Source organism: Streptomyces sp. HUAS ZL42 (assembly GCF_040782645.1).
In the GTDB taxonomy this organism is placed as follows: domain Bacteria; phylum Actinomycetota; class Actinomycetes; order Streptomycetales; family Streptomycetaceae; genus Streptomyces.
Map to the genome: position 1 here is coordinate 1,811,700 of NZ_CP160403.1, position 25,376 is coordinate 1,837,075.

A 25,376-nucleotide genomic window follows, 5' to 3' on the forward strand; every position below is an offset into this window, starting at 1 on the left:
GTCAGCGGGGGACGCGCTGCGTGTGCGGCGCCCGTACGCCGTCCAGGACCGTGGCCTCGGACGGTGCCGCCGGTGATCCTGGCGTGGCCCGGGCGAACGCGGCGGCGCCGCCGACGAGCGGGACCCGGGCGGACGTGCGGGACAGGTCGAGGGTGAGGGTCGGGGTGTCGGCGGGCGGGTCGATGAGGTCCTTGTCGGTGCCCGCGACGATCAGCGCCAGACGGTGGCCCTTCGGGACGACGTGATCGGATGCGGCCAGGTCGAGGGTGATGGTGTAGGCCTTGCCCGGCGTGAGCGGCACGCCCTTCCCGTCGGAGGCGTGGTTGCCGAGGTCGGCCCAGCCGCGGCTGACGACCGTGTAGTCGACGTCGGCTGTCTTCGCCCTGGTCGCCTTGAAGCAGGCGCTGTCGCCCGCGGTGCTCGCGCCCCAGCAGGTGCGGTCGGTGAGGGTGGTGATGCCCTCACCGCTCGCCGCGTAGTCGCGGATGGTGTCCGGGCCGAGGTCGACCAGAACGGCGGACAGGTGGGCCGTCGCGGTGGTCGGGGTCGCGGTGACGGTGACCTTCGAGGAGCCGGAGAGGCGGACGTCGCGGGCTAGCGGCCCGGTGACGAATCCGGCCTTGTCGCGGGTCGGCGTGTCGATCTGCGCGGCCCAGTCGGTCTCGCTGAGCTGCGGGTTGTCGGTGAAGGTCTCGGTGCCCGTGCCCCCGCTCAGGCCCAGGGTGCCGACGCCCGGCTGGGAGCCGGCCGCGGGGCGCAGTGTGGCGGTCCGCGTGCCGCTCGGCGGCCAGACCGTGGAGGTGACCCACTGGTCGGGGTGGCGTTCGATGTCGGCCATGGGCTCGCGGTCGATGCCGTTGTCGTAGCCGAGGAGTTCGTGGTCGAACCAGCGGTGCAGGGTGTCGACCCATGCGGCGCGGCGGAAGTCGAAGGGGTCGACGTGGCCGGTCTGGGAGAGCCAGATCTTGCGCTCGACACCGTTTTTCGCGAGGGCGTCCCACCACTGGCCGAAGTGCTTGGTGCGGACGTTGAGGTCCTGCAGGCCGTGGATCAGGAAGACGCTCGCCTGCACCCTGCCCGCGTCCTTGACGTAGTCGCGCTCGGTCCACAAGGGGGTCCAGTCGCCGGTGCGCGGGGCGCCGTCGACGAGCTTCTGCTGGACGGCGGCGCACTTGGCGCGCGCGTCGGGGCTGTCGACGTAGTCCGAGAGCCAGTCGGGGCCCGAGTCGTACAGCGGGGCACCCTTGGCGAAGTAGTAGTCGTACCAGGAGGAGATGGCGCTGATGGGGACGACGGTCTTCAGGCCCTCGACTCCCGTGGCGGCGACACCGTTGGCTATGGTGCCGTCCCAGCTCTTGCCGATCATGCCCGTTGTGCCGTTGGTCCAGGTCGCCTTGGCCCGGACGGTGCCGGTCCTGGTCGTGTACGCCTTGGCGCGGCCGCCCAGCCAGTCCACGACGGCCTTGGCGGACCGGATGTCGGAGCGGCCGCCGACGTCGACGCAGCCGTCGGAGCGGTTGGTGCCGGCCAGGTCGACGCCGACGAAGGCGTAGCCGCGGGGCACGAAGTAGTTGTCGTAGAACAGCGGCATCTGGGCGACGTCGCCGTTCGCGTCGTACGTCTTCTTCTGGCCTTCGTTGCCGCGTCCGCAACAGGAGTAGTAGGGGCTGGCGTCCATGATGACGGGCACCTTGCGGCCCTGCTGGGCGGCCTCACGGGGCCGGACGATGTCGACGGCGACCCGGTCGGTCTTCCCGTCGCCGTCGCCGTCGAGTCCGGTGTCGACCCAGACGGCCTCGCGGACGGCGTTCTCGTAGGAGTAGACCGGTTGGCTCTCCCGGGGGGCGCTGTGGGCCGCTGCCGGGGTGAGGAAGGCCGCCGGCAGAAGGGCGATGGCTGCGGTCGCGAACGTTCTCCAGGTCGTGAAGCGCGTGCGTATCGGCATGCGCGGGACGGTACAGCGGTCAACTCCCGTGCAGAAGAGGGCGACTTGGGGCTCGTGGAGAGTGGCCGAGATGAGGGTGGGCGAGTGGCCGAGAAAGGCCCGTGGGGAGGGTTCGCTCATGACGGCCGAATGGCGATCGTGCGACAGCGGGGGCCGTGGACAGGCCTGGGGTCACCGGGACTCAATAGGCTCCGAAAACACCTCGTACCCCTGCGACTTGGAGCTTTCGTGCACCGCAGAATCATCGCGCCCGGCGCACTCGCTGCGGCTTCCGTCTTGCTGGCGATCCCGGCATCGGCCGCGAGCCACTCCCCCGGTGCGCCGGGCATCGGCGACCCCTACTACCCGGCCTACGGCAACGGCGGATACGACGTCTCCCACTACGATCTCCGGCTGAAGTACCAGCCGGCCACCGACGAACTGGAGGGCACGGCGACGATCCTGGCGACGACCACCCAGGAACTGTCCAGCTTCGACCTGGACTTCCTGCTCGACGTCGGCGAGGTCCGCGTCAACGGTGCCACGGCGTCCTTCACCACCTCCGGAGAGCACGAACTGGTCGTCACGCCCAGGAAGCCGCTGGCGAAGGGTACGTCCGTCACGGTCGTCGTCCGCTACAGCGGGGTGCCGTCGACGAAGAGCGCGTACGGGTTCTCCACCTGGCACCGCACGCCGGACGGTGCCGTCGCGGCGGGCGAGCCCGAGGCGGCCTGGTGGTGGTTCCCGAGCAACGACCACCCGCTCGACAAGGCGACCTACGACGTGTCGGTGGCCGTGCCTGACGGCACCCGGGCCATCTCCAACGGCACGCTCCAGTCGACGACTTCACGGCTGGGCTGGACCCGCTGGAACTGGCGCGAGAACAAGCCGCAGGCGACCTACCTCGCCACGCTGGCGCTCGGGAGGTTCGACGTCACGACGGGCACGTCGGAGGGCGGCGTGCCGATCGTCAACGCCTACAGCAAGGACCTCGGGGACAACGACGGGGCCGCGCGGGCGAGCGTGGAGCGCACCGGGGAGATCGTCGACTGGCTGAGCGGCCACTTCGGGCCGTATCCGTTCAGCTCGGCCGGCGGGTACGTGCCCAACACCACCACCGGGTTCGCCCTGGAGACGCAGACCCGCGTGTACTACAGCCCGCGGCAGTTCGCGAACGGCTCGAACACCTCCGTCGTCGTACACGAGCTGGCCCACCAGTGGTACGGGGACTCCGTGTCCCTCAAGGGCTGGAAGGACATCTGGCTCAACGAGGGCTTCGCCCGGTACGCGCAGTGGCTGTGGTCGGAGCACGAGGGCGAGGGCACGGCGCAGGAGCTCGCGGACTACGTGTACGCCTCGCACCCTGCCGACGACGCGTTCTGGACGGTGAAGCCCGGTGACCCGGGCGCGGACAAGCAGTTCGACATCGCCGTCTACGACCGGGGCGCGCTGGCGGTGCAGGCGCTGCGCAACGAGGTCGGTGACGACGCGTTCTTCGCCATCCTGAAGGGCTGGCCGCAGAAGTACGCGTACGGCAACGCCTCCGTCACCGACTTCCGGCAGTACGCCGAGCAGATCTCCGGCGAGCAGCTGGGCGCGCTGTTCGACACGTGGCTGTTCCAGCCGTCCAAGCCGGGGGCGCCCGCGGCGCGGGCCGTGTCCCTCGCGAAGGCGTCGGCCGCTCCGGTTCAGCCGAAGTCGTGGAAGAAGATCGCGGCGACGAACGACGCCCACGCGGGCTGAGAACGAGGACTAGGAAACCGCCTCCACCGCGGCCGCGTGGGCCAGGAGTTCGTCGCGGGAGAGGGCGGCGCTCTCCGTGGACGGCACCGTGCACGCGTACGCTCCGGCCACCGCGCCGAACTGCGCGCACCGTCGTGGCGGTTCGCCGCTGAGCCGGCCGAAGAGGAACGCGGAGGCGAACGCGTCGCCCGCGCCGTTGGAGTCCACCACCGGCGCGGGAGGCGTGACCGCCGGTATGTGGGTCAGCTCGCCGTCCGCCAGCAGGAACGCGCCCTCGGCCCCGGCCGTGGCGACCACCACCTCGGCGCGGCCACGCCCGGCGATGCCGCGCATGGTCGCCTCGGGGTCGGTCAGGGCCGCCGCGGAGACGAAGACGACGTCCGCGGCGTACGCGAAGGCCTCGTGGTAGGGGTTCTCGCCGTCCCAGTTGTGCAGGTCGGTGGAGATGCCGACACCGGCCTCGCGCAGCACGGGCAGCGCGTCGGCGCAGGGCTGGGTGATGGACACATGCGCATGGCGGCTCGCCCCGGCGAGGGTGCGCAGGGTGTCCTGCGGGAACCGGTCGGCCGGGCGCCCACGGCTGGTGTCGTAGAGGGACAGGCGGCGGCCGTCCGGGCCCACCAGGTTGACCGCGCGCTTGGTGCCGGCGGGCTGCGGGATCGCGGTGAGCGCGATGCCCTTGTCGCGGTGCAGCGCGCGGACCAGGTCGCCCTCGGGGTCGTCGCCGAGGAAGTCCAGGTGGTGGGTGCGCAGGCCGAGGGCGGCGAGGCCCAGGGCGACGAAGTCTCCGGTCTGCCCGGCGCGGGCGCGGATCCCGCTGTCGATCATGTAGCTGTCGGCGTAAGGGAGCGGAAGCTCCGGCACGTACACGATCGTGTCCACGCCAGCCCCGCCCAGGACCAGGACGTCGATGTCCGGACTCACCGGTACCCCTCCCCGTGGTCGTACACCGTGACCGCCACGCCGCGCTTCACCAGCCGTTCGACGATCAGCGGCTCGACGCGGGACCACTTGCCTCCGGCCAGGCCGCAGCCTATCCGGGGCATGTGGACGGACGCCCCGAGTTCGGCGGCCCGGTCGGCCAGCCTTCCGAGGGCCGTGTCGATCGCCTCGTAGCGGACGGGGACGCCCTTGCTGCCCGTCCGTATCCCGCGCTGGCCGATCATGTTGGCGACCCACACATAGGGCTCCACCTGGACGAGCTGGAGCGCCCCCAGACCGAAGTCGTTCGACGCGCGCTCGCGGTGCCAGGCACGGTAGGCCGCCTCCGGCTCCGGCCAGCGCCGCGATATCGCCACGACGAAGCCCTTCCCCCATCCCCCGATGTCGTTGCAGACATGGGCGATCACCTTGACACCCTTGCCCGACGGTACGGTCGCGTCCCCTCGCATGTACGTGATCTCCGACATGACGCCACCGTAGACGCCGCCACTGACAGTGGGCCCCTGATTGTTTCCCGGTGTCACACCACTGGTGAGACAGCGATACTGCTGCACATGACGACCGACACCGGGGAGCCGACCCTCACGATCGACGAGCTGGCCGCGCGGGCCGGCGTCACGGTCCGCACGGTGCGCTTCTACGGCACCAAAGGGCTTCTGCCGCCGCCCGTGATCGGTCCGCGGAGGGTGGGTCACTACGGACCGGAGCACGTGGCCCGGCTGGCGCTCATAGAGGAGTTGCAGCAGCAGGGCATGACGCTCGCCGCGATCGAGCGCTACCTGCGCCGGCTGCCGCCGGACCTGGGCGCGCACGACCTGGCGATCCATCGTGCCGTGGTGGCCTCCTGGTCGCCCGACACCGGGGAGACGGTGACGCGCGAGGAGGTGGAGCGGCGGGCGGACCGGCCGCTGGACGACGACGACCTGGAGCGGCTCGTGGCGATGCGGGTCGTCACGCGCGAGGGGGAGGCGTTCCGCATCGACACCGGTCTGCTCCGGCTCGCCGCCCAGCTCCTCGACGTACCGCTGGCGCAGGAGACGATCCTCGCCGCCCGGACCGTGCTCCTGGAGCACTCGCGGGCGGCCGCGCACGAGCTCGCCCGGCTGCTCCGGGAGGCGGTGGCGGAGCGGGACACCCAGGACGTGAGGTCGCTGACGGCGCACATGCAGCCGCTGGTGGTCCAGGCGCTGCTGACCACGTTCCAGCGGTCCCTCAAGGAAGAACTGCGGGACTGGCTGAAGGAATCGTCAGAGGTGGGCGGAGCCACCTGACGCGTTGAGCGTCAGACCGGTCAGGAAGCCGCTGATCCTCGACGAGCCCACCTCAGCGCTCCACGGGGGACGGCGACGGTGCGACCGGTTCTTCGACGCGAGGGGCGGCGGGGTGCAAAACCCCCACCGCCACCACACATCACGCGTCCGCGAACCGCTCCCCCTTCTCCGCCTTCTCCACCAGCAGCGCCGGCGGTGCGAACCGCTCCCCGTACCGCTCGGCCAGCTCACGCGCCCGTGCCACAAAGCCCGGCAGCCCGCCCTCATAACCGTTGATGTACTGCAGCACACCTCCGGTCCAGCCTGGGAACCCGATCCCGAAGATGGACCCGATATTCGCGTCGGCGACAGACGTCAACACGCCCTCTTCCAGGAGCTTCACAGTGTCGAGCGCCTCCGAGAAGAGCATGCGCTCCTGCATGTCCACGAAGGGAATCTCGTACCCCGCCTCCGTGCTGTGCTTGCCCGGGGGGCGACCCCCGGCACCCCCGAAATGCTCCCGCAGCCCCGGCCACAGCCCGGCCCGCTTGCCGTCGTCCCCGTACTCGTAGAAGCCCGCCCCTCCACTGCGACCGGTGCGCCCGAACTCGTCGACCATGCGGTCGATGACGGCCTCGGCAGGATGGGACACCCATGTCCCTCCCGCTTCCTCCACCGCCCGCTTCGACTCGTTGCGGATCTTCCGCGGCAGAGTGAGCGTCAGTTCGTCCATCAGCGACAGCACCTTCGCCGGATACCCCGCCTGCGCCGCCGCCTGCTCGATCGACGCGGGCTCGATGCCCTCGCCGACCATCGCGACACCCTCGTTGATGAAGTGCCCGATCACCCGCGAGGTGAAGAAGCCGCGCGAGTCGTTCACCACGATCGGCGTCTTCTTGATCTGCCTCACCAGGTCGAAGGCCCGCGCCAGCGCCTCCTCCCCGGTCCGCTCACCCTTGATGATCTCGACGAGCGGCATCTTGTCGACGGGCGAGAAGAAGTGCAGCCCGATGAAGTCGACGGGACGCTCGACCCCCTCCGCCAGCAACGTGATCGGCAGGGTGGAGGTGTTGGAGCACAGCAGCGCGTCCGGCTCGACGACGTGCTGGATCTCCTGGAACACCTTGTGCTTGAGCGCCGGGTCCTCGAAGACGGCCTCGATGACCGCGTCGCAGCCGGCGAGATCGGCGGGATCGGCCGTCGGCGTGATGCGGGCGAGCAGCGCGTCCGCCTTCTCCCGGCTGGTACGGCCCCTGGACACGGCCTTGGCGCACAGCTTCTCGGAGTAGCCCTTGCCCTTGACGGCGGCCTCGACCGACACGTCCTTGAGCACGACCTCGATCCCCGCGCGGGCGCACGAGTACGCGATACCCGCGCCCATCATCCCGGCGCCGAGAACGGCTACCTTGCGGACCTGGCGGGACTCGATGCCCTTGGGCCGGTTGGCACCGGAGTTGACGGCCTGGAGGTCGAAGAAGAACGCCTGGATCATGTTCTTCGAGGTCTGGCCGGCCGCCAGCTCCACGAAGTAGCGGGCCTCGATGACCTGCGCGGTCTCGAAGTCGACCTGGGAGCCCTCGACGGCGGCCGCGAGGATGTTGCGCGGCGCCGGGTAGGGTGCGCCGTTCGTCTGCTTGCGCAGTGTGGCCGGGAAGGCGGGAAGGTTCGCCGCGAACTTGGGGTTGGCGGGCGTGCCGCCGGGGATCCGGTAACCCGGCCTGTCCCAGGGCTGCTGCGACTCGGGGTTGGCCTCGATGAAGGCGCGCGCCTTCGCCAGCAGCTCCTCCTGAGTCGCGGCCACCTCATGGACGAGGCCGTTCTCCAGGGCGCGCTGCGGGCTGTACTGGGTGCCCTGCAGCAGCACCTTGAGCAGCGCGTCGGCGATCCCGAGCAGGCGTACCGTGCGCACGACTCCGCCGCCTCCGGGCAGCAGCCCCAGGGTGACCTCCGGGCAGCCGATCTTCGAGCCGGGAGCGTCGAGGGCGATCCGGTGGTGGCAGGCGAGGGCGATCTCGTAACCGCCGCCCAGGGCCGCGCCGTTGATCGCGGCGACCACCGGCTTGCCGAGCGTCTCGATGCGGCGCAGGTTGCGCTTGATCGCCATGCCGCCGTCGAACAGTTCCTGCGCGGTGTCGGGGGTGACCCGGATGAGGTCGCGCAGGTCGCCGCCGGCGAAGAAGGTCTTCTTGGCGGAGGTGAGGATGATGCCGCGGATGGAGTCCTTCTCGGCCTCCAGCCGGTCGGTGATCACGGCGAGCGAGTCGCGGAACGCCTGGTTCATGGTGTTCGCGGACTGGCCGGGGTCGTCGAGGACGAGGGTGACGACGCCGGTGCGGTCCTGTTCCCAGCGGATGGCGGTGCTCTGTGTCATGACAGGGTCTCCGTAGAAGTCTCTTGAATCCGCCGGTTTTCAGACGCGTTCGACGATCGTCGCGATGCCCATGCCGCCGCCGACGCACAGCGTGGCGAGGCCGTACCGCTTGTCCTGCCGCTCCAGTTCGTCGACGAGCGTGCCGAGGATCATCGCGCCGGTCGCGCCGAGCGGGTGACCGAGGGCGATCGCGCCGCCGTTGACGTTGACCTTGTCGAGGGACAGGCCCATGTCCCGCACGAAGCGCAGAACGACCGCCGCGAAGGCCTCGTTGATCTCGACGAGGTCGATGTCGTCGATGGTCAGCCCGGCCTTGGCGAGCGCCTTGCGGGTGGCGGGCGCGGGACCGGTGAGCATGATGGTCGGCTCGGAGCCGGAGACGGCGGCCGAGACGATCCGCGCGCGCGGCGTCAGCCCGTACCGCTCGCCGACCTCCTTCGAGCCGATCGCGACGAGGGAGGCGCCGTCGACGATGCCGGAGGAGTTGCCCGCGTGGTGGACGTGGTCGATCTTCTCCACCCAGTGGTACTTCTGCAGGGCCACGGCGTCGAAGCCGCCGAGTTCGCCGATGTCGGCGAAGGACGGCTTCAGCTTGGCGAGGGAGTCGGCGGTGGTGCCGGGGCGCATGTGCTCGTCGTGGTCGAGGACGACGAGGCCGCTGCGGTCCTTCACCGGGACGAGGGACCGCTCGAAGCGGCTCTCCTTCCAGGCCGTGGCGGCCCGCTCCTGCGACAGGGCCGCGTACTCGTCGACGTCGCGTCGCGAGAAGCCCTCGACGGTCGCGATGAGGTCTGCGCCGATGCCCTGCGGGACGAAGTTGACGGCGAGGTTGGTCATCGGGTCGTTGAACCAGGCACCGCCGTCCGAGGCCATCGGCACCCGGGACATGGACTCGACACCACCCGCGAGGACGAGGTCCTCCCAGCCCGAGCGCACCTTGGCGGCGGCCAGGTTGACGGCCTCCAGGCCCGAGGCACAGAAGCGGTTCTCCTGCACGCCCGCCACGGTGTCCGGCAGTCCGGCCGCGACGGCCGCGATCCGTGCGATGTCGGAACCCTGGTCGCCCACCGGGCCGACGACGCCGAGCACGATGTCGTCGACGGCGGCCGGGTCGAGGCCGGGGAAGCGGTCGCGGATCTCGTGGATGAGGCCGACGACCAGGTCGATGGGCTTCGTGCCGTGCAGGGCTCCATTGGCCTTGCCGCGCCCGCGCGGGGTGCGGATCGCGTCGTACACGTACGCTTCGGTGCTCACTGGTAAGCCTTTCGGGGGAGGGTTGGCCGAGCCGGGGGCGGGGTCAGTCGCCGTCTTTCTGGTCGCCGTGGTGCACGAGGTCGTGCCCGGGGGCTTTCACGAGGTGGGGTATCCCCCAGTCGCGCGCCACGTCCTCAGCGCCGGTGCCGGGCCGTGCGGGGCCGGTGCGGACGGTGGTGGGGGTGGCGGAGAAGCGGGGGGCGGGGGCGGGCTGGGTGATGCCGCCGTGGTCGGTGAAGGTGCCGCGGGCGGCGAGGTGCGGGTGGTGCGGGGCCTCGCGCAGCGACAGGACGGGCGCCACGCACGCGTCGGAGCCCTCGAAGACGGCCGTCCACTCGTCCCGGGTACGGGATGTGAAGCGGGCGGCGACCTCCTGGCGCAGCTCGCCCCAGCGGGTCCAGTCCTTGCGGGCGTCGGCGAAGTCCTCGAGGCCGAGCAGATCCAGGAACTCGTCGTAGAACTGCCCTTCCAGAGCGCCCACCGCCATGTACTTCCCGTCGGCCGTCTCGTACGTGCCGTAGTACGGGCAGCCGCCGTCGAGGAGGTTGGCGGCGCGGCGGTCCTGCCACCCGCCCGCGGCGAGCATGCCGTGGATCATCGCGGAGAGGTGGGAGGTGCCGTCGACGATGGCGGCGTCGACGACCTGGCCGGTGCCGCTCGCGCGCGCGTGGTGGAGGGCGGCGAGGACGCCGACGACGAGGTAGAGGGAGCCGCCCGCGTAGTCGCCGAGCAGGTTGGCGGGGACGGCCGGGGGCTCGTCCGGCGTGCCGATCATGCCGAGGGTGCCGGTGACTGCGATGTAGGCGATGTCGTGGCCGGCTCGGTGGGCGAGGGGGCCCTCCTGGCCCCAGCCGGTCATACGGCCGTAGACGAGCTTGGGGTTACGGGCATGGCAGGCCTCCGGGCCGACGCCGAGGCGCTCGGCGACGCCGGGGCGGTAGCCCTCGATGAGGATGTCGGCGCGTTCGGCGAGGTCGAGGACGCGCGCGGGGCCGTCCGGGGACTTCAGGTCGAGGACCACCGAGCGCTTGTTGCGGTTGGTGACGTCGTACTCGGGGTCGATCGAGAGCCCGGGGCCGGTGGGGCGGTCCACGCGGACGACGTCCGCGCCGAGGTCGGCGAGGAGCATGGCGGCGAAGGGGCCGGGGCCGATGCCGGCCAGCTCGACCACGCGCACGCCGGAGAGCGGGCCGTGCCCCGGCGTCCCTGCCGGTGTCCTTGCCGTTGTCATCCATGCCCCCAGCGATGTGACACAACCGATGTAACACCAGTGATGCTAAGAACGGGTTCCACCGGACACAAGACTTGGGCGAGCAAGCGCTTAGACAGCGTACCCGGCGGTATGGGGATCAGTGCGCGTCCAGCTCACCTATGAGGCGCTTGGGGGCGATGGCGCGGTAGCTCTCCTCCACCCAGTCGCACAGCAGCTCCGCCGCCGGGGCGTCCTGCTCCTCCAGGGGGATCCTCACCCAGCCCGCCCTGCCCAGGCCGTACCCGGCGGGCTCGGCACCCGGGGAGGTGAGGGCGTGGGCGTGGGAGGTGTCGTCCTTGAGCTTGACGGTGACACCGAGCGGATAGCTGCCGTCGTCGACGCCCAGGAAGACGAACACCTTCCTGTTGACCTTGGCGACGGTCTCGCCCCAGGGGAACTCCTCGGTCGCACCCGGGAGACCGAGGGCGAACGCTCGCACCTTCTCCCACTTCTTCAGGGCGTTCCTGGGCACGGCCATCCGTCACCTCCGGGCTCGTCTTCGGGCTCCGCACCCCTCACGCTAGCCTCAGCCACCGACAACGGCGCGGGGCCGACGACCGAGGGGTGTCATGAGCAGGCTGAACGACACGGATCGCCCGTACGACATCGTGCTCTTCGGAGCCACGGGCTTCGTAGGAGCGCTCACCGCGGAATACCTCGCCGCACACGCGCCCGAGGGGCTGCGCTGGGCGATCGCGGGCCGCAGCGAGCTGAAACTGCGGCGGCTGCGGGAGCGGCTGCCGGGCGGGGCGGAGGTCGGGGTGCTGTGGGCGGACGTGTCCGACCCGGCCTCGCTGCGCCGGCTCGCCCAGCACGCGCGCGTGGTCGCCACGACCGTGGGGCCCTACGTGCGCTACGGCGAGGAACTCCTCGCGGCCTGCGCGGACAGCGGCGCGGACTATCTCGACCTCACAGGTGAGCCCGAGTTCGTGGACCTGATGTACGTCCGTCATGACGCACGCGCGCGGGAGACCGGGGCGCGGCTGGTGCACGCGTGCGGCTTCGACTCGATCCCGCACGACCTGGGCGTGTACTTCACCGTCCGCGAGTTGCCGGAGGGGGTGCCGCTGACCGTGGACGGCTTCGTGACCGCCGACGCGACCTTCTCCGGCGGAACCTTCGCCTCCGCGCTCAACCAGTTCGCCCGCGGGCCGCAGATGGTGACCGCCGCGCGGGACCGCGGGCGGCACGAGCCGCGGCTGGTGGGCCGCCGGGTGGTGGCGCCGACCGGCGCGCCCCGGTTCGCCGAGGAGGTCGGTGCCTGGGCACTGCCGCTGCCCACCATCGACCCGCAGATCGTGCGGCGCTCGGCCAAGGCGCTCGAGCGGTACGGGCCGGACTTCCGCTACCGCCACTACGCGGCCGTGAAGCACCTGCCCGTCGCGGTGGGCGGCGTCGCGGCCGTCGGCGCGCTCTTCGCGGCCGCCCAACTTCCGCCCGCCCGGCGCTGGTTGTCCGACCGGCTCAAGCCCGGGGACGGGCCGAGCGCGGAGAAGCGGGCGAAGAGCTGGTTCTCCGTGCGCTTCGTCGGGGAGGGCGGCGGCCGCCGGGTGTTCACCGAGGTCGCGGGCGGCGACCCCGGCTACGACGAGACGGCGAAGATGTTCGCCGAGTCGGCGCTCTGCCTGGCCTTCGACGACCTCCCGCCGACGGCCGGCCAGGTCACGACCGCGGTGGCGATGGGCGACGCGCTCACGGAGCGCCTGCGGAAGGCAGGCATTCGCTTCCGGGTCGCGGCGAGCCGCTGACCGGCTCTACAGCGGCCACTGCACGAGGGTGTAGATCATCCCGCAGATCCAGCCGATTCCCGCGAGGACGGCGAGGAGCAGGGCGGCGTTCACGGCCCGCTCGACGGGACGGTTCGGGTCGGCGAGGGGCTTCGGTGCGCGGTGCGTCGTCATGCGGCTCAGCCTGCCGATCACCGCGGTGCGCGCACATCCGTACGGATACTCAGTCCGCGTACTCAGCCGCCCGCCGACCCGTCAGGAAAGGCCGCCTGAGCCGGGCGGCGACCCGGTCCCGCACGGCGGTGTGGTGAGCGGCGATCGCAAGTCGGTGGGCCAGGGGGCCGATGCCCCAGCCTGCGTGATGATCGAAGAACGGCGAGGGACCCGCAGCGTTGTGGGCGACCTCGGCGACCAGCCCCGCGAGGCGGAACAGCAACCCCTGTTCCGTCGTGGGCTGCGTGCCGGGCAGGGGCGCGCGCGCCTGACCAGTTCGAACACCTCACGGTATTCAGCCGCCCGCCGACCGGCACGCTTCTCCCGTCAGGGAACGTCGTCGAAGCCGGGCGGCGGCCACTCCCCCAGGGCGGCGGCGATCCGGTCGCGGACGACGGTGTCGTGAGAGGCGAGCGCGAGTCGGTGAGCCAGGGGGCCGATGTCCCACCCGGCGTGATGGTCGAAGAACGGTGAGGGACCCGCAGCGTTGTGGGCGACCTTGGCGACGAGTTCCGCGAGGCGGAACAGCAGCAGCTGTTCCGTCGTGGGCTGCTCCGCGGGCAGGGGTGCGCCGCGCCGGACCAGTTCGAACACCTCGCGCCCCTGGCTCCACCGGTCGCGGTCGGCGGCCAGCTCCAGCGCGGCCTCGATCTCCGGCGTCCGGCCCAGACCCTCCGCCGCCGCCCCGAGCACGCGGCCCGCCCAGGTCACCGGGTCGCGCCGGCGCTCGTACAGGGTGCGTCCCCAGCTCCGGGTCGGGTCCGCCGCCGCCCGCTCGGCGAGCGGACTCCTGGGCCGAGCCGCCTCCTTCAGCGCCCGCCTGCACAGCGAGTCCGCCCTGCGTGTCGTCTCGGGGAGGCGGTATTCGGGGCTCAGCGCGAGTGTGTGGGCGCAGGCGTTGTCGAGGGTCGTGCGGTGGCCCACCGACACGAAGACGGGCTTGATGCCGTCCCGGGTGCGCAACGCGCGGCCGACCTCCTCGGTGCCCGCCAGGAGCGGGGACGTGCTGCCGCGCGGTGCGTCCGGATCGTCGTACGTGAACGTGAACGGGTTCTTGGCGACGCCGATCGTGGGCAGGCCGGTGAGTACGCCCAGGTGGCTGGCGAGGCCGAAGCGGCGGGGGTGGGCCAGGCCGTAGCCGTCGCAGACCACCAGGCCCGGCGGGCAGGGAAGGGCGTCGAGGGCCGCCAGGACCGTGGGGAGCTCGCGGAAGGCGAGCAGGCCGGGGACGTACGGGAAGGAGATCCGGCCGATTGCCGTGGCCTCGGCGACCACGTCCAGGGTCGCCGCGTCCAGGACGACCGCCGCGGCCGCGACGACGTCCCGCTCGTCGTCGTAGGCGACGTCGACGCCGGTCACATGCCCTGTTCCCGGCGGTGGTCCCGGCTCGTCGAGCACCACCCGCGCCCGCAGTTCGTCCTGGACGGCGCGGGCTTCATCCCCGGTCGCGGGCCAGCCCTCCGGAATGCGTACGGTCGTCATCGTCATGGTGAGGTCGAGCGTACGGGCCGCGCCCTCGACGCGTAGGCTCGCGATCATGTTCGTACTGGAACTGACCTACACCGCCCCGCTGGACGCCGTGGACGCCGCGCTCGACGCGCACGTGGCGTGGCTCGACGAGCAGTACGAGAAGGGCGTCTTCCTGGCGTCCGGGCGCAAGAACCCCCGCGACGGCGGGGTGATCCTCGCCGTCGCGGAGGACCGTGCGCGGATCGAGGAGATCACCTCGGGCGACCCGTTCGTCACCGCGGGCGTCTGCGCGTACCGCATCACCGAGTTCGTCGCCACGAAGACGGCGCCGGCGCTCGAGCGGTACCGCGAGACTCCCGCCTGAGGCACGGTCCCGGGTCAGCCCTTGCCGCCCAGGGCGCGCTGCAGCTCGCTCTTGTTCATGTCCGAACGGCCCTTGATGTTGCGCTTCTTCGCCTCCTCGTACAGCTGGTCGTAGGTGGGCCCCTGGGAACCCTTGCCGGACCGCTGGCCGCCCCGCCTGCCGGACGACATGTCCTGCGTCGACGTGCGGCTCGCGGACTTCGACTCGCCGGACCGGGCGCGTTCCTTGTTCACCGTGCGCGCCGCGATCTCCTTGGCCCGCTCGGTGCTCTCGCCCCGGTCCTGCGCACTCTCCTTGATGTGCTCGTACTGGCGCTCGCGCTTGGGACTGGAACCGCGTGGCATGTCCGATCACTCCTCTCGCGTGCCGTGACCGGGTACCCCGGGCGCACCGGACGGAATCAGCGCTCCAGTCGTGCCACGCGCCCCTTTTCGCCCGCAGCCCAGCAGCTCGGGCCGGCGGTGCAGTCCACGGTGTCGTACGAGCCCGTGTCGACCGTCCGCCAGGTGCGGCCGCCGTCCGTCGTCAGGTCCGTGCCGGTCGGGCCGACCGCGAGGGCGGCCGTGCGGCTGTGCGGCAGCCAGGCGACGCCGGAGCGGTAGGCGGGCGGAGGCGAGCCGGCGGGCCGCCAGGTGCGGCCGCCGTCGCCCGTCGTGGCCGCCGCCTGCGGGGACGGCTGGTCGGCGCGGTAGTCGCCGCCGACCGCGAGACCGTGTGCGCGGTCGCGGAAGGCGAGTGCGAAGACGCCACGTGCCGGATCCCCTGCGGGGATCGGCGTGTCGGTGGCCGTCCAGGTCAGCCCACGGTCGGAGGAGTGCAGCACACGCGCGCGTGCCGCTCCGCCGGTGGCCAGCCAGACGTCCTTCGGCCCCGAAGCGACCAGGCACTGGCCACTGGCCGCGAAGCCGGCCTCACCCTCCTGGGCGGCGGGCATCCCGTCGCTCGGGAGCACCTTCCAGGAACGGCCTCCGTCACTGGTCGACAGGATGCGGAACTTCCCGTCCACCGGGTCGCTCATCGCAAGGCCGTGGCGGCGGTCGAAGAAGGTGAGGCAGTCGTAGAAGGCCTTGGCGTCGGTGTTGCGGAAGGACTCGGTCCAGGTCGCCCCGGCGTCCTCGGTGCGGTACACGCGCGACGCCTCGCCCTCGCCGATCGCCAGCACGACCGCGCGCCGCGCGTCGAAGGCCTCGATGTCCCGGAACTGCAGGTCCACGGCTCCGGGCGGCGAGACGTTCCGCCAAGTGGCCCCGCCGTCCGTCGTCCGCAGAACCGTGCCCTGTGTCCCGGACACCCAGGCGGTGTTCCGGTCGACGGCCGACAGCCCGCGGAACCGCACCTCCGGAGCGCCGGTGTCCTTGAGTTCCCACCGCGGCGCCCGCCGCTCCGGCTCATCGGCCTGCGCGGGTACGGCGGTCAGGGCGGCCAGTGCCGCCACGCACACGGCACCCGCGGCGACCGCCCTCGTCGTACGTCTCGTCCGTCGCGTCCTTCGCGTGCTCCCCAAGCGCCTCATGGCGGGCGAAGCTAGCCCACCGCCCGGGCGCCGTCCAGATGCCCTCCGGCGGGCCGCCCGGTGATGCGCCGGTCGCCACAAGTGCCTTTCTGAGCACGGAAAGAGAGCTGCGCCACTTCCGTGCATGAAGGCGGTGACCGAGGTCACTCGAATTTCGTGTGCACTGAACGGCCCATTCCGTCGTCTCTTCCCATGCCGGCCTCGTCCGCCCGGAAGTCTGTCCAGCCGTCACAAGGGAGCCAAGGCGTTGACCACCGTCATCGAGCAGTCCGTAGAGGCCCGTCTCGTCGCCGCCGCGCCGCGGATGCCGAGCATTCCCGCCACGCTGCACTACGACCGGCGTGATCCGTTCGCGGTCCGCATGACCTTCCCGGCCCCGGCCACGCTGGAGGGCGTGGAGGTCTGCTGGACCTTCGCCCGCGAACTGCTCGTGGCCGGGCTGCAGGGCCCCGAGGGCCACGGCGACGTCCGCGTCCGGCCGTACGGGTACGACCGGACGGTCCTGGAGTTCCACGCTCCGGAAGGGACGGCCGTCGTGCACATCCGCTCGGGCGAGCTGCGCACGTTCCTCCAGGCCACGAGCGAGCTGGTGCCCGCCGGCCTGGAGCACCAGCAGCTCGACCTGGACCACGACCTGGCGGAGCTGCTGCGGGACGCCTGCTGACGCGCCCCGCCGGGCGGCGCGTTGAGCTCGGTCAGCGCCTCGTACGTCCCCGCGTCCAGCAGCTCCCGCGGCGCGGCGGACCAGCGCGTGCGCGGCCGGCCCGGGCGATGCCCGACCCGGCACTCGCGCGCGTGACGCCCAGGCCGGCGCACGCATTAATTGCGTTGACACCCCACAACGCCGCTCATACGGTCTACAGCGTCTCTGTTGCCGTCGATTGGAGAAGGACGTTGCTCGTCTGAGGTCCTGAGACACCACGTCACACACGTGAAGTGTGTGCGTCGCGTGCGACCTCGGAGTTCGAGCCGTCCTCCGCAACAGGGTTCTTCTCATGCCCCCGGAGTCCTCCCCCGCTGGTCGCCGGTGTCTCGATACGCGTTGCCCCTGACCGCATCAAGCAACCGCGAGGCCGCATGTCCACATCCATCACCTGTACGTCCCTCTCCTTCACCTGGCCCGACGGCACCCCCGTCTTCGAGGAGCTCGATGTCTCCTTCGGCCCCGGCAGGACCGGGCTCGTCGGCGTCAACGGGTCGGGGAAATCGACCCTGTTGAAGCTGATCGCCGGGCAGCTCGCCCCCGCCGACGGCGCGGTCCGCGTCGCGGGCGACGTCGGTTACCTCCCGCAGAACGTCACGCTGGACACCGCCCTGCGGGTCGACGAGGCACTGGGCATCGCCGCGCAGCGGGCCGCGCTGCACGCCATCGAGGCGGGCGACGTGGCCGAGGAGCACTTCGAGACCCTCGGCGACGACTGGGACGTGGAGGAGCGTGCCCTCGCCACGCTCGGCGAACTCGGTCTCGGCCACATCGAGTTGGACCGCACGGTCGGCGAGGTGTCGGGCGGCGAGTCGGTGCTTCTGCGGCTGGCCGCACTGCTGCTGCGCCGACCGGACGTCCTGCTGCTCGACGAGCCCACCAACAACCTCGACCTCTACGCGCGACGGCGCCTGTACACGGCCGTCGCGTCCTGGCCGGGAGTCATGGTCGTGGTCAGCCACGACCGTGAACTCCTCGAACTCGTCGACCAGATCGCGGACCTGCGTTCCGGGGAGATCACCTGGTACGGCGGCAACTTCTCGGCGTACGAGGAGGCCCTCGCCACCGAGCAGGAGGCCGCCGAACGCATGGTGCGCGTCGCCGAGGCCGACTTCCGTAAGCAGAAACGCGAACTGGTCGACGCACAGGTCAAGTTGGCCCGCCGGAAGCGGTACGGCCAGAAGATGTGGGAGCAGAAACGCGAGCCGAAGATCGTCATGGGGGCGCGCAAGCGTGCGGCGCAGGAGTCCGCGGGCAAGCACCGGATCATGCACGAGGAGAGGCTCGCCGACGCCAAGGAGCGGCTCGACGAGGCGGTGGAGGCCGTACGGGACGACGACGAGATCCGCATCGACCTTCCGTACACGGCCGTGCCACCCGGCCGGACCGTCCTCACCCTCCAGGACCTGCGTCTGCTGTACGGCGCGCGTGCGGCCGGCGGCCTCGACCTGCGCGGCCCGGAGCGGATCGCGCTGATCGGGCGCAACGGCGCGGGCAAGACGACGCTGCTGCGCACGATCGCCGGGGAGCTGAAGCCGGTGTCGGGCGAGGCGGAGGCGCACGTCCCGCTGCGTTTCCTGCCGCAGCGGCTCGACGTCCTCGACTCAGAGCTGTCGGTCGCGGAGAACGTGGCCCGGTTCGCGCCGGACGCCACCAACAACCGGGTCCGGGCGCGCCTCGCCCGCTTCCTGTTCCGGGGTGCCCGCGCCGACCAGAAGGCGGGCACGCTGTCCGGCGGCGAACATTTCCGGGCGGCCCTGGCGGCGCTGCTGCTGGCGGAGCCCGCACCGCAGCTGCTGATGCTGGACGAGCCGACCAACAACCTCGACATGGCGAGTGTGCGGCAGCTCACGACGGCCCTGGAGTCGTACGAAGGCGCGCTGATCGTGGCCAGCCACGACCTGCCGTTCCTGGAGTCGATCGGCATCACGCGCTGGCTGCTGCTGGAAGAGGGACAGCTGACGGAGACCACGCCGCATCTCAGGAGGGCCACAGGCTGACAACGAGGGTTTTGTCCACGCGGCGCCGCGCTGCATGATGGCGTGCACACCTACCGCCGATTCGGAGATCCCCTCGTGCCCAGCAAGAAGGCCCTCATTCGTCGCCCCGGCCCGCGCCTCGCCGAAGGCCTGGTGACGCACATCGAGCGGGAGAAGGTCGACGTCGAGCTCGCCCTCGAGCAGTGGGAGGCGTACGCGGAGGCCCTGCGGACGCACGGCTGGGAGACGATCGAGGTCGACCCCGTCGACGACTGCCCCGACTCGGTGTTCGTCGAGGACACGGTGGTGATGTACAAGAACGTCGCCCTGATCACGCGGCCCGGCGCGGAGTCCCGGCGGGACGAGACCGCCGGGGTCGAGGAGGCCGTCGCCCGCCTGGGCTGCTCGGTGAACTGGATCTGGGAGCCGGGCACGCTGGACGGGGGCGACGTGCTGAAGGTCGGCGACACGATCTACGTGGGCCGGGGCGGCCGCACCAACGCGGCCGGCATCCAGCAGCTGCGGGCCGCGTTCGAGCCGCTCGGGGCGCAGGTCGTCGCCGTGCCGGTGAGCAAGGTGCTGCACCTGAAGTCGGCGGTCACCGCGCTGCCCGACGGCACGGTGATCGGGCACATCCCGAAGGTGGACCGGCCGTCGCTGTTCCCGCGCTTCCTGTCGGTGCCCGAGGAGTCCGGTGGGCACGTGGTGCAGCTCGGCGGCGGCAAGCTGCTCATGGCGGCGAGCGCGCCGAAGACGGCGGAGCTGCTCGAGGATCTCGGTCACGAGCCGGTCGTGGTCGACATCAGCGAGTTCGAGAAGCTCGAGGGCTGTGTGACATGTCTCTCGGTGCGGCTGCGGGAGTTGTACGCCTGACCGGGCGATCGCATCACCCTTTCAGCCCCGGGACCTGCGGGTCCCGGGGCTTTCGGCGTGCCCCATGGACAGTGCCTGATCAGGGATCTTTACGCCGCGCTTAACCTACGGCTTCGTAACCTACGGATTCGTAGCCTACGATTCCGTAGGTTCCGGCGTCGCCGCCGGAGTGTTCCGCTCCGTTTCATGTCCCCTGGAGTTCCCGTGACGATCACTTCCCCTCACCTCGGAAGCCCTGCCGGCTGGACCGACGCCCGGCTGCTGTACGCGCTGGAGGAAGTGGTCGAGAAGGAACTCGACCGGCATCTGACGGTCGCCAAGGACTGGATGCCGCACGAGTACGTGCCGTGGAGCGACGGCCGTAACTTCCCGGGCTTGTTCGAGGACGGGGAGGCCTGGGACAAGGAACAGTCCAAGGTCACCGAGATCGGCCGTATCGCGCTGGTCGTGAACCTGCTCACGGAGGACAACCTCCCCAGCTACCACCACGAGATCGCCTCGCTGTTCGGCCGTGACGGCGCCTGGGGCACGTGGGTGCACCGCTGGACGGCGGAGGAGGGCCGGCACGGCATCGTGATGCGCGACTACCTGCTCGCCTCGCGCGCGGTGGACCCGGACAAGCTGGAGCAGTTCCGCATGGCCCACATGAGCGAGGGCTTCGAGTCGGACAACCGCCACTCGATGCTGCACTCGGTCGCCTACGTCGCCTTCCAGGAGCTCGCGACCCGCATCTCGCACCGCAACACCGGCCACCAGTCCGGTGACCCCGTCTGCGACCGCATGCTGGCGCGCATCGCGACCGACGAGAACCTCCACATGGTCTTCTACCGCAACCTGCTCAAGGCGGCCTTCGAGATCGCCCCCGACCTGACCATGCAGGCGGTGCGGGACGTCGTCGTGAACTTCCGCATGCCCGGCCACGGCATCCCCGGATTCGAGCGGGCCGCGGCCCAGATGGCGATCGGCGAGGTCTACAACCTCCGCATCCACCACGACGACGTCCTGCAGCCCGTCCTGCGCTTCCTGAAGGTCCTCGACATCGACGGCCTCGGCCCCGAGGGCCTGCAGGCCCAGGAGGAACTCGGCCTGTTCATGGGCGGCCTGAACGCGGAGGCCCTGAAGTTCGACGAGAGGCTCGCTGCCCGAAAGGCACGGATGACGGCGCGGGCCGGGGGCTGACGCCCGCCGGACGCCGTCCTGCCTCGCAGGCCGCCCGGTGGCACGCGCACGCCGGGCACCGCCATCGCCCCGTCGCCCGCAGCCCCGCCTCCCCGGGGGCGGGGACGGCGTGACACGCCTCCCGGCCGCGAGAGCCGCGCCCGGAACACGCCCGTCCGGCACGGAACACGCCGCACAACAAGGACCCACGCCCACCGCAGGCACACGCACGAGACACCCCGCAACACAGCCCCCGCCTCCTCCGGACCGGCCCCGCCCCACAAGCCACCTCCCCGCAACGATCCCGCCCCGCACGCAGCCGCCGGCCCCGCCGGAAGCCGCGTGGCCGCGGCGATTTCGCGGTGCGTGTTGTCGGAGGCCTGCGGCATCATGCGGGCATGCGTGAGAACACCAGGGCGGAACAGGCGGTCGGCTTCCTGCTCGGGCTCGTCGACGAGGGTGTCGCCGAGCGGGTCCGGGCGCGGACCCGGCTGCCCGGGCCCGAAGACCCGGGCGTGACCCGGCGCCGGCTCGATCGCCCGTGGCTGTGGACGGGCAGGCTGCCGTCGTCCGTGGCGCTGTGGATCCTCGAGGAGGACGACCCTGCGCTCAACGCGACGGCGTGGTGGTTCATCGATTCCGACGCCGGCCTGCGCCGCGCCGTCGCCCGCGGGGTGCCGTTCGGGGCCGGCCGCACCGACGCCGTACGGGTGGAGCCGGCCCTGCGAGGCCAGGAACCCGACGTGCCCGAGAGCTACGTCCGTCACGGCCTCGTCGGCGCCCTGCGCGCGGTCGATTCCATGAGTGCCGGGCGCGGTGCCGCGTCCATGGTCCTGACGCGCGCCGACTGGGGGACCGTCGCCGAGGCGGACGAGGAACAACCCCTTCCCGGCTACGCCCGCTGGGCGCTGTCCATACGCCCGGACTGCCCGCCCGCGCTGCGCGCGCAGTTCGGTTCCCACGCCAAGTTCACGCACCGGGTGCGGCAGGCGGGCGTGCTCGACGGCCCGGCCGACTACGCGACGGCCCACGGCCCCGCCGTACACGTCCTGGAGATGCTGGCGATGGGCCATCTGCTGTTCCCTGCGCGGATCCGGGGCGCCGAGGACGCCCTGCGCCCGCTCGTCCAGGACCACTTGGGCGACCGCGAGGAGGCCTGGGCGGTGCTGGCCCAGCTGATCGAGACCTTCCACGGGAACGCGCCCGAGCTGATGATGACCGCGGCCGCCATCGCCTGAGCCGAACGGCAGTTGAAGGGGGGCGGGGCGGCTGGATTCGAACCAGCGTGTTCTGGTTTTGGAGACCGGTGCGCCTGCCTCTGCGCTACGACCCCGCCCTTGGCGGCAGCGTAATGCCTTGGCCCGTTGTCAGTGGGCCCTGGTACCAATGATCCGGAGGGGAATTCAGGGGAGAATCCGGCACGGGGGGGGGCAGGACATGGCGTACGGAGAGCGGGGGCGACGGCGGCCCGCTGTGGTCGACCTGGCCGACCGCAGCGCGCTGGAGCGGTACCGTCCTGCGGATCCGGGGGTGGTCGAGGAGGCGCGGCGGCTGAAGGAGGCCGCGCTGCTGGACTTCGGGCTGACGGAGTCGGCGGTGGCCTCGTGGCTGTACGCGAAGTGCCACCACCAGATCCCGACGACCGCGGTCGACACGGCGGCCGTGGTCGCCTCCGGTGACGGCACGTGTCTGCTGCTGTACAACCCAGGCTTTTTCGTCGGACTGGGCCTGGACGGCGTGAAGTTCGTGCTGTTCCACGAGGCCCGCCACCTCGTGCACCGGCACCTGTTCGCCGACCCCGACCTGCGCGACGACCCCGTCTTCGAGCTGGCCGCCGAAGTGTCCATCAACCATGTCGCGATGGTCCGGCTGGACCGCGAGGAACTGCCCCTGCTGGACGGCCGTCCGACGGGCGTCGACCCGCGGCAGGTGTACGACGCCTACTGGGAGGACCTCACGACGCACGGCCTGGAGCCGGTGACGTACGAGACGTTCACCGAGACGGACATGCGGGTGTACGGCGAGCTGAAGCGGATGCACAGTCCGCCGGTCCCGGAGCGCCGGATGTGCGTGCACCTGGAGGACGGCTGGGTCCCGGCCGACCAGGAGACCGTCGACGCGGTGACGTCGTCCGCGCTGCTCAACTCCCTGCTGGCGGCCCGGCGCGGGCACACGGGCGCGGAGCGGGAGCTGCTCGACCTGATGGGCCGCACCGAGGACGGCTCCGCGCGGGCCGCGAAGATCTGGGGGAACCTGGGCGCGGGCATGCTGCGCGGCGAGACCACACGCACGCGCACGGTGCACTGGTGGCAGCGCTGGCTCGTCGACGTGCTCGGTTCGAAACTGCGCGACGGCGAGCGGCTGGTGTACCCCCAGAAGCGGGGCGCGCTGCTCGCGGCCCTCGGCCAGGACCCGATGCTGGCACGGCGCGGCCCGGTGCGCGAGAAGGTGCTCGTCGTCGCGTACGACACCTCGGGCTCGATGCCCCAGCACGTGATCACATGGCTCACCGAACTGGTGGGCCGGATCGACGGCGTCGAGGCGCACTGGCTGTCGTTCGACGCCGTGGTGATGCCGTTCAAGCCCGGCGAGCGGGTCTACGGCGGTGGCGGCACGAGCTTCCAGGTGGTCGCTGACTACGTGGAGGGGCGCACGGAGGTGAACGGCCGCCGCTTCGACGTGACGCCGGACGCCGTCGTCATGCTCACCGACGGATACGCCCCGCCGATCACCCCCGCCGAGCCGGACAAGTGGATCTGGCTGATCACCGAGGGCGGCGACGAGTGGCCCGAGACGCACACCCCGGCGATGGCCTGCCATCGCGTCACCACAGGATCGCGGTAAATGACCACGCAAACACAACAGTCGACCTCTCGCCTCGAGGCCTTCATCGACGCGATGATCGAGCTCGGCCAGACCGGCCAGGTCTTCGGTGAGCACGGCATCGGGAAGACGGCGACGTTCTTCTCCCACATCGCCCGCGCCCACCCGGACGCCACGCTGGTGTACGTCCCGGCCGCGAACCTGACACCCGACGACCTGCTCGTCAACGCTCCGGTCCGCGACCCGCACAGCGGCGAACTCGTCCTGCGTCAGCTGGTCATGAGCCAGCTCAAGCCGGGCCGGCCGTTCGTGCTGCTCGTCGACGACTCCCTGCAGGCTGGGGACACCATCCAGTCGCAGCTGATGCAGATCGCGTGCAACTGGACGCTCGGCGAGCACGATCTGCGGGCCCTGGGCTGCGTCGGCGTCTTCCTCACCGACAACGAGTCGCTGGCCGAGACATCGGCCCGGCGCAGCGACCTCGCGCTCCTCGACCGCATGGTCACCATGCGGATCACCGCGAACGACACGTCGTGGCGGCGGCATCTGGCCGCCAAGTACCGCCCCTGGGACCTGCGTCCGGTGTTCTCCCTGTGGGCATCGCTGACTCCCGCGTTGCGCGAGCTGCTGTCGCCGCGCACGCTCGACCATGTCCTGGCCAACGCCCGCGAGGGTTTCCCCCTGCGCTGGGGCCTGCCCCTGCTCGACGGCGAGCGGCTCCGGCTGGCCGAGCCCGGCCCGGACGGCAAACCGGGGCAGAACCGCACCGCAGAGATCCTCGACCGCATCGCCAAGGCGGTCGGCGTGGCCAACCCGGCGACGATTCCCGATCCGGTACGGCAGGTCGTGCGGGCCGCGCTGCGCAACCGCTGGACCGTGCTGCTGCAGGGCCCGCCCGGATGCGGCAAGACGGAGCTGGTACGCGAGACGGTGCGGGAGGGCCTGGGCCGGGAGGCACTGTACTTCTCCCTGCCGGTGACCAACGTCGAGGACCTGTGCGCGCCGGTCCCGTCGCCGGACGGCACGCTGGACAACCTGCTGGCGGCGAAGTTCACCGGGCCCGAGCCCAAGGCGATCGTGTGGGACGAGTACAACCGGCCCAAGGACAAGGCCGCGTTCGCCAAGCTCATGGAGGTCACCCAGGAGTGGTCGCTGGCGGGGCGGCGGATCGAGAACCTGCGGGCGCAGATAGCCGTGCAGAACCCGCCGTACCACCTGGGCCGCAAGCTGCTGGTGTCCCGGAACAACATCGCGCAGGCAACGCGGTTCACGGCGTCGCTGGAGGTGCTTCCGGAGGACATCCCCGCCAACGAGTGGCTGCTCGCACGCTACGGCACGGACGCGGAGACGGTCCTGGAGTGGTGGAAGCACGACATCGACGACGACGGCCGCGCCTGGATCACCAAGCGCACCCTGGAGCGGCTCATCAAGCTGCACCGGCGCGGGCTGCCGCTGGAGATGGCGACGGTCTACCTCGGCGACGGCGAGTACGCGCCCGTGCCGCTCACCGCGCTGATCGACCGCCTCAAGGGCCGCCCGGTGACGGGCCTGCGCGAGCTTGCCCGGGACGCGGACGCGTGGGAGGCCCGGCTGCGCCGGGCCGTCGGGCGCTCCGACGAGGGCGGCAACGACAGCGACGTGGTCCACCAGATCCTCGCCAACGCGGAGCTGTCCCAGCTGAAGAGGCACCGCGCGGTGGTGGCCCGTCTGGTGGCCCTGCTGCCGGGGAAGCTGAGGGCGACGTATCTGGTGGGGGCGTCGGCGCAGCAGCAGCGCTTCTGGACGGAGGTGTTCACGGGGATGCGAAGAGGGTGAGC

The 25,376-nt window shown here is 71.4% G+C and carries 22 protein-coding genes, 1 tRNA gene and 1 pseudogene; 11 read left to right on the forward strand and 13 right to left on the reverse strand.

The annotated features are described in order from the left end of the window. Position 1: 1 nt before the first annotated feature. A complete protein-coding gene (locus tag ABZO29_RS08485) occupies positions 2–1,945 on the reverse strand; it encodes a Xaa-Pro dipeptidyl-peptidase (RefSeq protein ID WP_367319528.1) in 1,944 nt (647 codons plus the stop codon). A 228-nt stretch (positions 1,946–2,173) separates the two neighbouring features. On the opposite strand from ABZO29_RS08485, the gene ABZO29_RS08490 reads away from it, so the two are divergent. Beyond that, positions 2,174–3,667 (forward strand): M1 family metallopeptidase, encoded by a 1,494-nt coding sequence (locus tag ABZO29_RS08490; RefSeq protein WP_367319529.1) that lies wholly within the window; start codon positions 2,174–2,176, stop codon positions 3,665–3,667. Positions 3,668–3,676: 9 nt separating this feature from the next. Here ABZO29_RS08490 and ABZO29_RS08495 read toward each other — a convergent pair whose 3' ends face one another. Continuing rightward, positions 3,677–4,591 carry an adenosine kinase gene (locus tag ABZO29_RS08495; protein ID WP_367319530.1) on the reverse strand — a complete coding sequence of 305 codons (915 nt, stop codon included), beginning with the start codon at positions 4,589–4,591 and terminating at the stop codon, positions 3,677–3,679. Continuing rightward, a complete protein-coding gene (locus tag ABZO29_RS08500; protein ID WP_367319531.1) occupies positions 4,588–5,076 on the reverse strand; it encodes a macro domain-containing protein in 489 nt (162 codons plus the stop codon). The genes ABZO29_RS08495 and ABZO29_RS08500 overlap by 4 nt, the downstream gene beginning before the upstream one ends. Positions 5,077–5,163: 87 nt before the next feature. On the opposite strand from ABZO29_RS08500, the gene ABZO29_RS08505 reads away from it, so the two are divergent. Further along, positions 5,164–5,880, forward strand: coding sequence for a MerR family transcriptional regulator (locus ABZO29_RS08505; RefSeq protein WP_367319532.1), 717 nt, complete (start codon positions 5,164–5,166; stop codon positions 5,878–5,880). 139 nt (positions 5,881–6,019) lie between these two features. On the opposite strand, the gene ABZO29_RS08510 is transcribed toward ABZO29_RS08505, so the two are convergent. The 4 genes from ABZO29_RS08510 to ABZO29_RS08525 all read right to left on the reverse strand — a co-directional run bounded on the left by ABZO29_RS08510 (position 6,020) and on the right by ABZO29_RS08525 (position 11,214). Continuing rightward, positions 6,020–8,230: a 3-hydroxyacyl-CoA dehydrogenase NAD-binding domain-containing protein gene (locus ABZO29_RS08510; RefSeq protein ID WP_367319533.1), complete on the reverse strand. Its 2,211-nt coding sequence runs from the start codon at positions 8,228–8,230 to the stop codon at positions 6,020–6,022. 39 nt (positions 8,231–8,269) lie between these two features. Then, the gene (locus tag ABZO29_RS08515) at positions 8,270–9,484 is read right to left on the reverse strand and encodes an acetyl-CoA C-acetyltransferase (RefSeq protein WP_367319534.1); all 1,215 of its coding nucleotides are present in this window, start codon (positions 9,482–9,484) and stop codon (positions 8,270–8,272) included. 43 nt (positions 9,485–9,527) lie between these two features. Beyond that, on the reverse strand, positions 9,528–10,715 hold the full coding sequence (locus tag ABZO29_RS08520) for a CaiB/BaiF CoA transferase family protein (protein ID WP_367319535.1): 1,188 nt from the start codon (positions 10,713–10,715) through the stop codon (positions 9,528–9,530). A gap of 118 nt (positions 10,716–10,833) precedes the next feature. Further along, complete coding sequence (locus tag ABZO29_RS08525; protein ID WP_367319536.1) at positions 10,834–11,214, reverse strand: MmcQ/YjbR family DNA-binding protein; 381 nt, start codon at positions 11,212–11,214, stop codon at positions 10,834–10,836. 91 nt (positions 11,215–11,305) lie between these two features. On the opposite strand from ABZO29_RS08525, the gene ABZO29_RS08530 reads away from it, so the two are divergent. Beyond that, positions 11,306–12,484, forward strand: a complete 1,179-nt coding sequence (locus tag ABZO29_RS08530) for a trans-acting enoyl reductase family protein (RefSeq protein ID WP_367319537.1) — start codon at positions 11,306–11,308, stop codon at positions 12,482–12,484. 6 nt (positions 12,485–12,490) lie between these two features. Here the strand turns inward: ABZO29_RS08530 and mmpA are convergent, their stop codons facing one another. From mmpA to ABZO29_RS08545, 3 genes and pseudogenes are all read right to left on the reverse strand, one after another. Further along, a complete protein-coding gene (gene mmpA / locus ABZO29_RS08535) occupies positions 12,491–12,637 on the reverse strand; it encodes a morphogenic membrane protein MmpA (RefSeq protein ID WP_367319538.1) in 147 nt (48 codons plus the stop codon). A gap of 49 nt (positions 12,638–12,686) precedes the next feature. Further along, positions 12,687–12,899 (reverse strand): hypothetical protein, encoded by a 213-nt coding sequence (locus ABZO29_RS08540; protein ID WP_367319539.1) that lies wholly within the window; start codon positions 12,897–12,899, stop codon positions 12,687–12,689. A 578-nt stretch (positions 12,900–13,477) separates the two neighbouring features. Next, positions 13,478–14,158, reverse strand: a pseudogene (locus ABZO29_RS08545) (endonuclease V); the annotation flags it as partial. Between the two features lie 55 nt (positions 14,159–14,213). Between ABZO29_RS08545 and ABZO29_RS08550 the strand changes: the two are divergent. Next, entirely contained in the window at positions 14,214–14,510 is a 297-nt protein-coding gene (locus ABZO29_RS08550) for a YciI family protein (RefSeq protein ID WP_367319540.1), read from the forward strand. Between the two features lie 14 nt (positions 14,511–14,524). Here the strand turns inward: ABZO29_RS08550 and ABZO29_RS08555 are convergent, their stop codons facing one another. Continuing rightward, a complete protein-coding gene (locus ABZO29_RS08555; RefSeq protein WP_367319541.1) occupies positions 14,525–14,854 on the reverse strand; it encodes a plasmid stabilization protein in 330 nt (109 codons plus the stop codon). A 56-nt stretch (positions 14,855–14,910) separates the two neighbouring features. Further along, positions 14,911–15,951: a WD40/YVTN/BNR-like repeat-containing protein gene (locus ABZO29_RS08560; protein ID WP_367326081.1), complete on the reverse strand. Its 1,041-nt coding sequence runs from the start codon at positions 15,949–15,951 to the stop codon at positions 14,911–14,913. A 319-nt stretch (positions 15,952–16,270) separates the two neighbouring features. Here ABZO29_RS08560 and ABZO29_RS08565 point away from each other — a divergent pair, with 319 nt between their 5' ends. The 5 genes from ABZO29_RS08565 (at position 16,271) to ABZO29_RS08585 (ending at position 21,974) form a co-directional block, all read left to right on the forward strand. Then, positions 16,271–16,687 carry an SsgA family sporulation/cell division regulator gene (locus ABZO29_RS08565; protein ID WP_367319542.1) on the forward strand — a complete coding sequence of 139 codons (417 nt, stop codon included), beginning with the start codon at positions 16,271–16,273 and terminating at the stop codon, positions 16,685–16,687. Between the two features lie 413 nt (positions 16,688–17,100). After that, a complete protein-coding gene (locus ABZO29_RS08570; RefSeq protein ID WP_367319543.1) occupies positions 17,101–18,726 on the forward strand; it encodes an ABC-F family ATP-binding cassette domain-containing protein in 1,626 nt (541 codons plus the stop codon). 75 nt (positions 18,727–18,801) lie between these two features. Continuing rightward, positions 18,802–19,578, forward strand: a complete 777-nt coding sequence (gene ddaH / locus ABZO29_RS08575) for a dimethylargininase (protein ID WP_367319544.1) — start codon at positions 18,802–18,804, stop codon at positions 19,576–19,578. A 204-nt stretch (positions 19,579–19,782) separates the two neighbouring features. Then, positions 19,783–20,757, forward strand: a complete 975-nt coding sequence (locus ABZO29_RS08580; protein ID WP_367319545.1) for an acyl-ACP desaturase — start codon at positions 19,783–19,785, stop codon at positions 20,755–20,757. Positions 20,758–21,134: 377 nt separating this feature from the next. Continuing rightward, entirely contained in the window at positions 21,135–21,974 is an 840-nt protein-coding gene (locus tag ABZO29_RS08585; protein WP_367319546.1) for a hypothetical protein, read from the forward strand. Positions 21,975–21,995: 21 nt separating this feature from the next. Here the strand turns inward: ABZO29_RS08585 and ABZO29_RS08590 are convergent. Further along, positions 21,996–22,071: transfer RNA gene (locus ABZO29_RS08590), tRNA-Trp, on the reverse strand. Positions 22,072–22,173: 102 nt separating this feature from the next. On the opposite strand from ABZO29_RS08590, the gene ABZO29_RS08595 reads away from it, so the two are divergent. Beyond that, a complete protein-coding gene (locus ABZO29_RS08595; RefSeq protein ID WP_367319547.1) occupies positions 22,174–23,580 on the forward strand; it encodes a hypothetical protein in 1,407 nt (468 codons plus the stop codon). Beyond that, a complete protein-coding gene (locus ABZO29_RS08600) occupies positions 23,581–25,374 on the forward strand; it encodes an AAA family ATPase (protein ID WP_367319548.1) in 1,794 nt (597 codons plus the stop codon). The last annotated feature ends 2 nt before the right edge of the window (positions 25,375–25,376 follow it).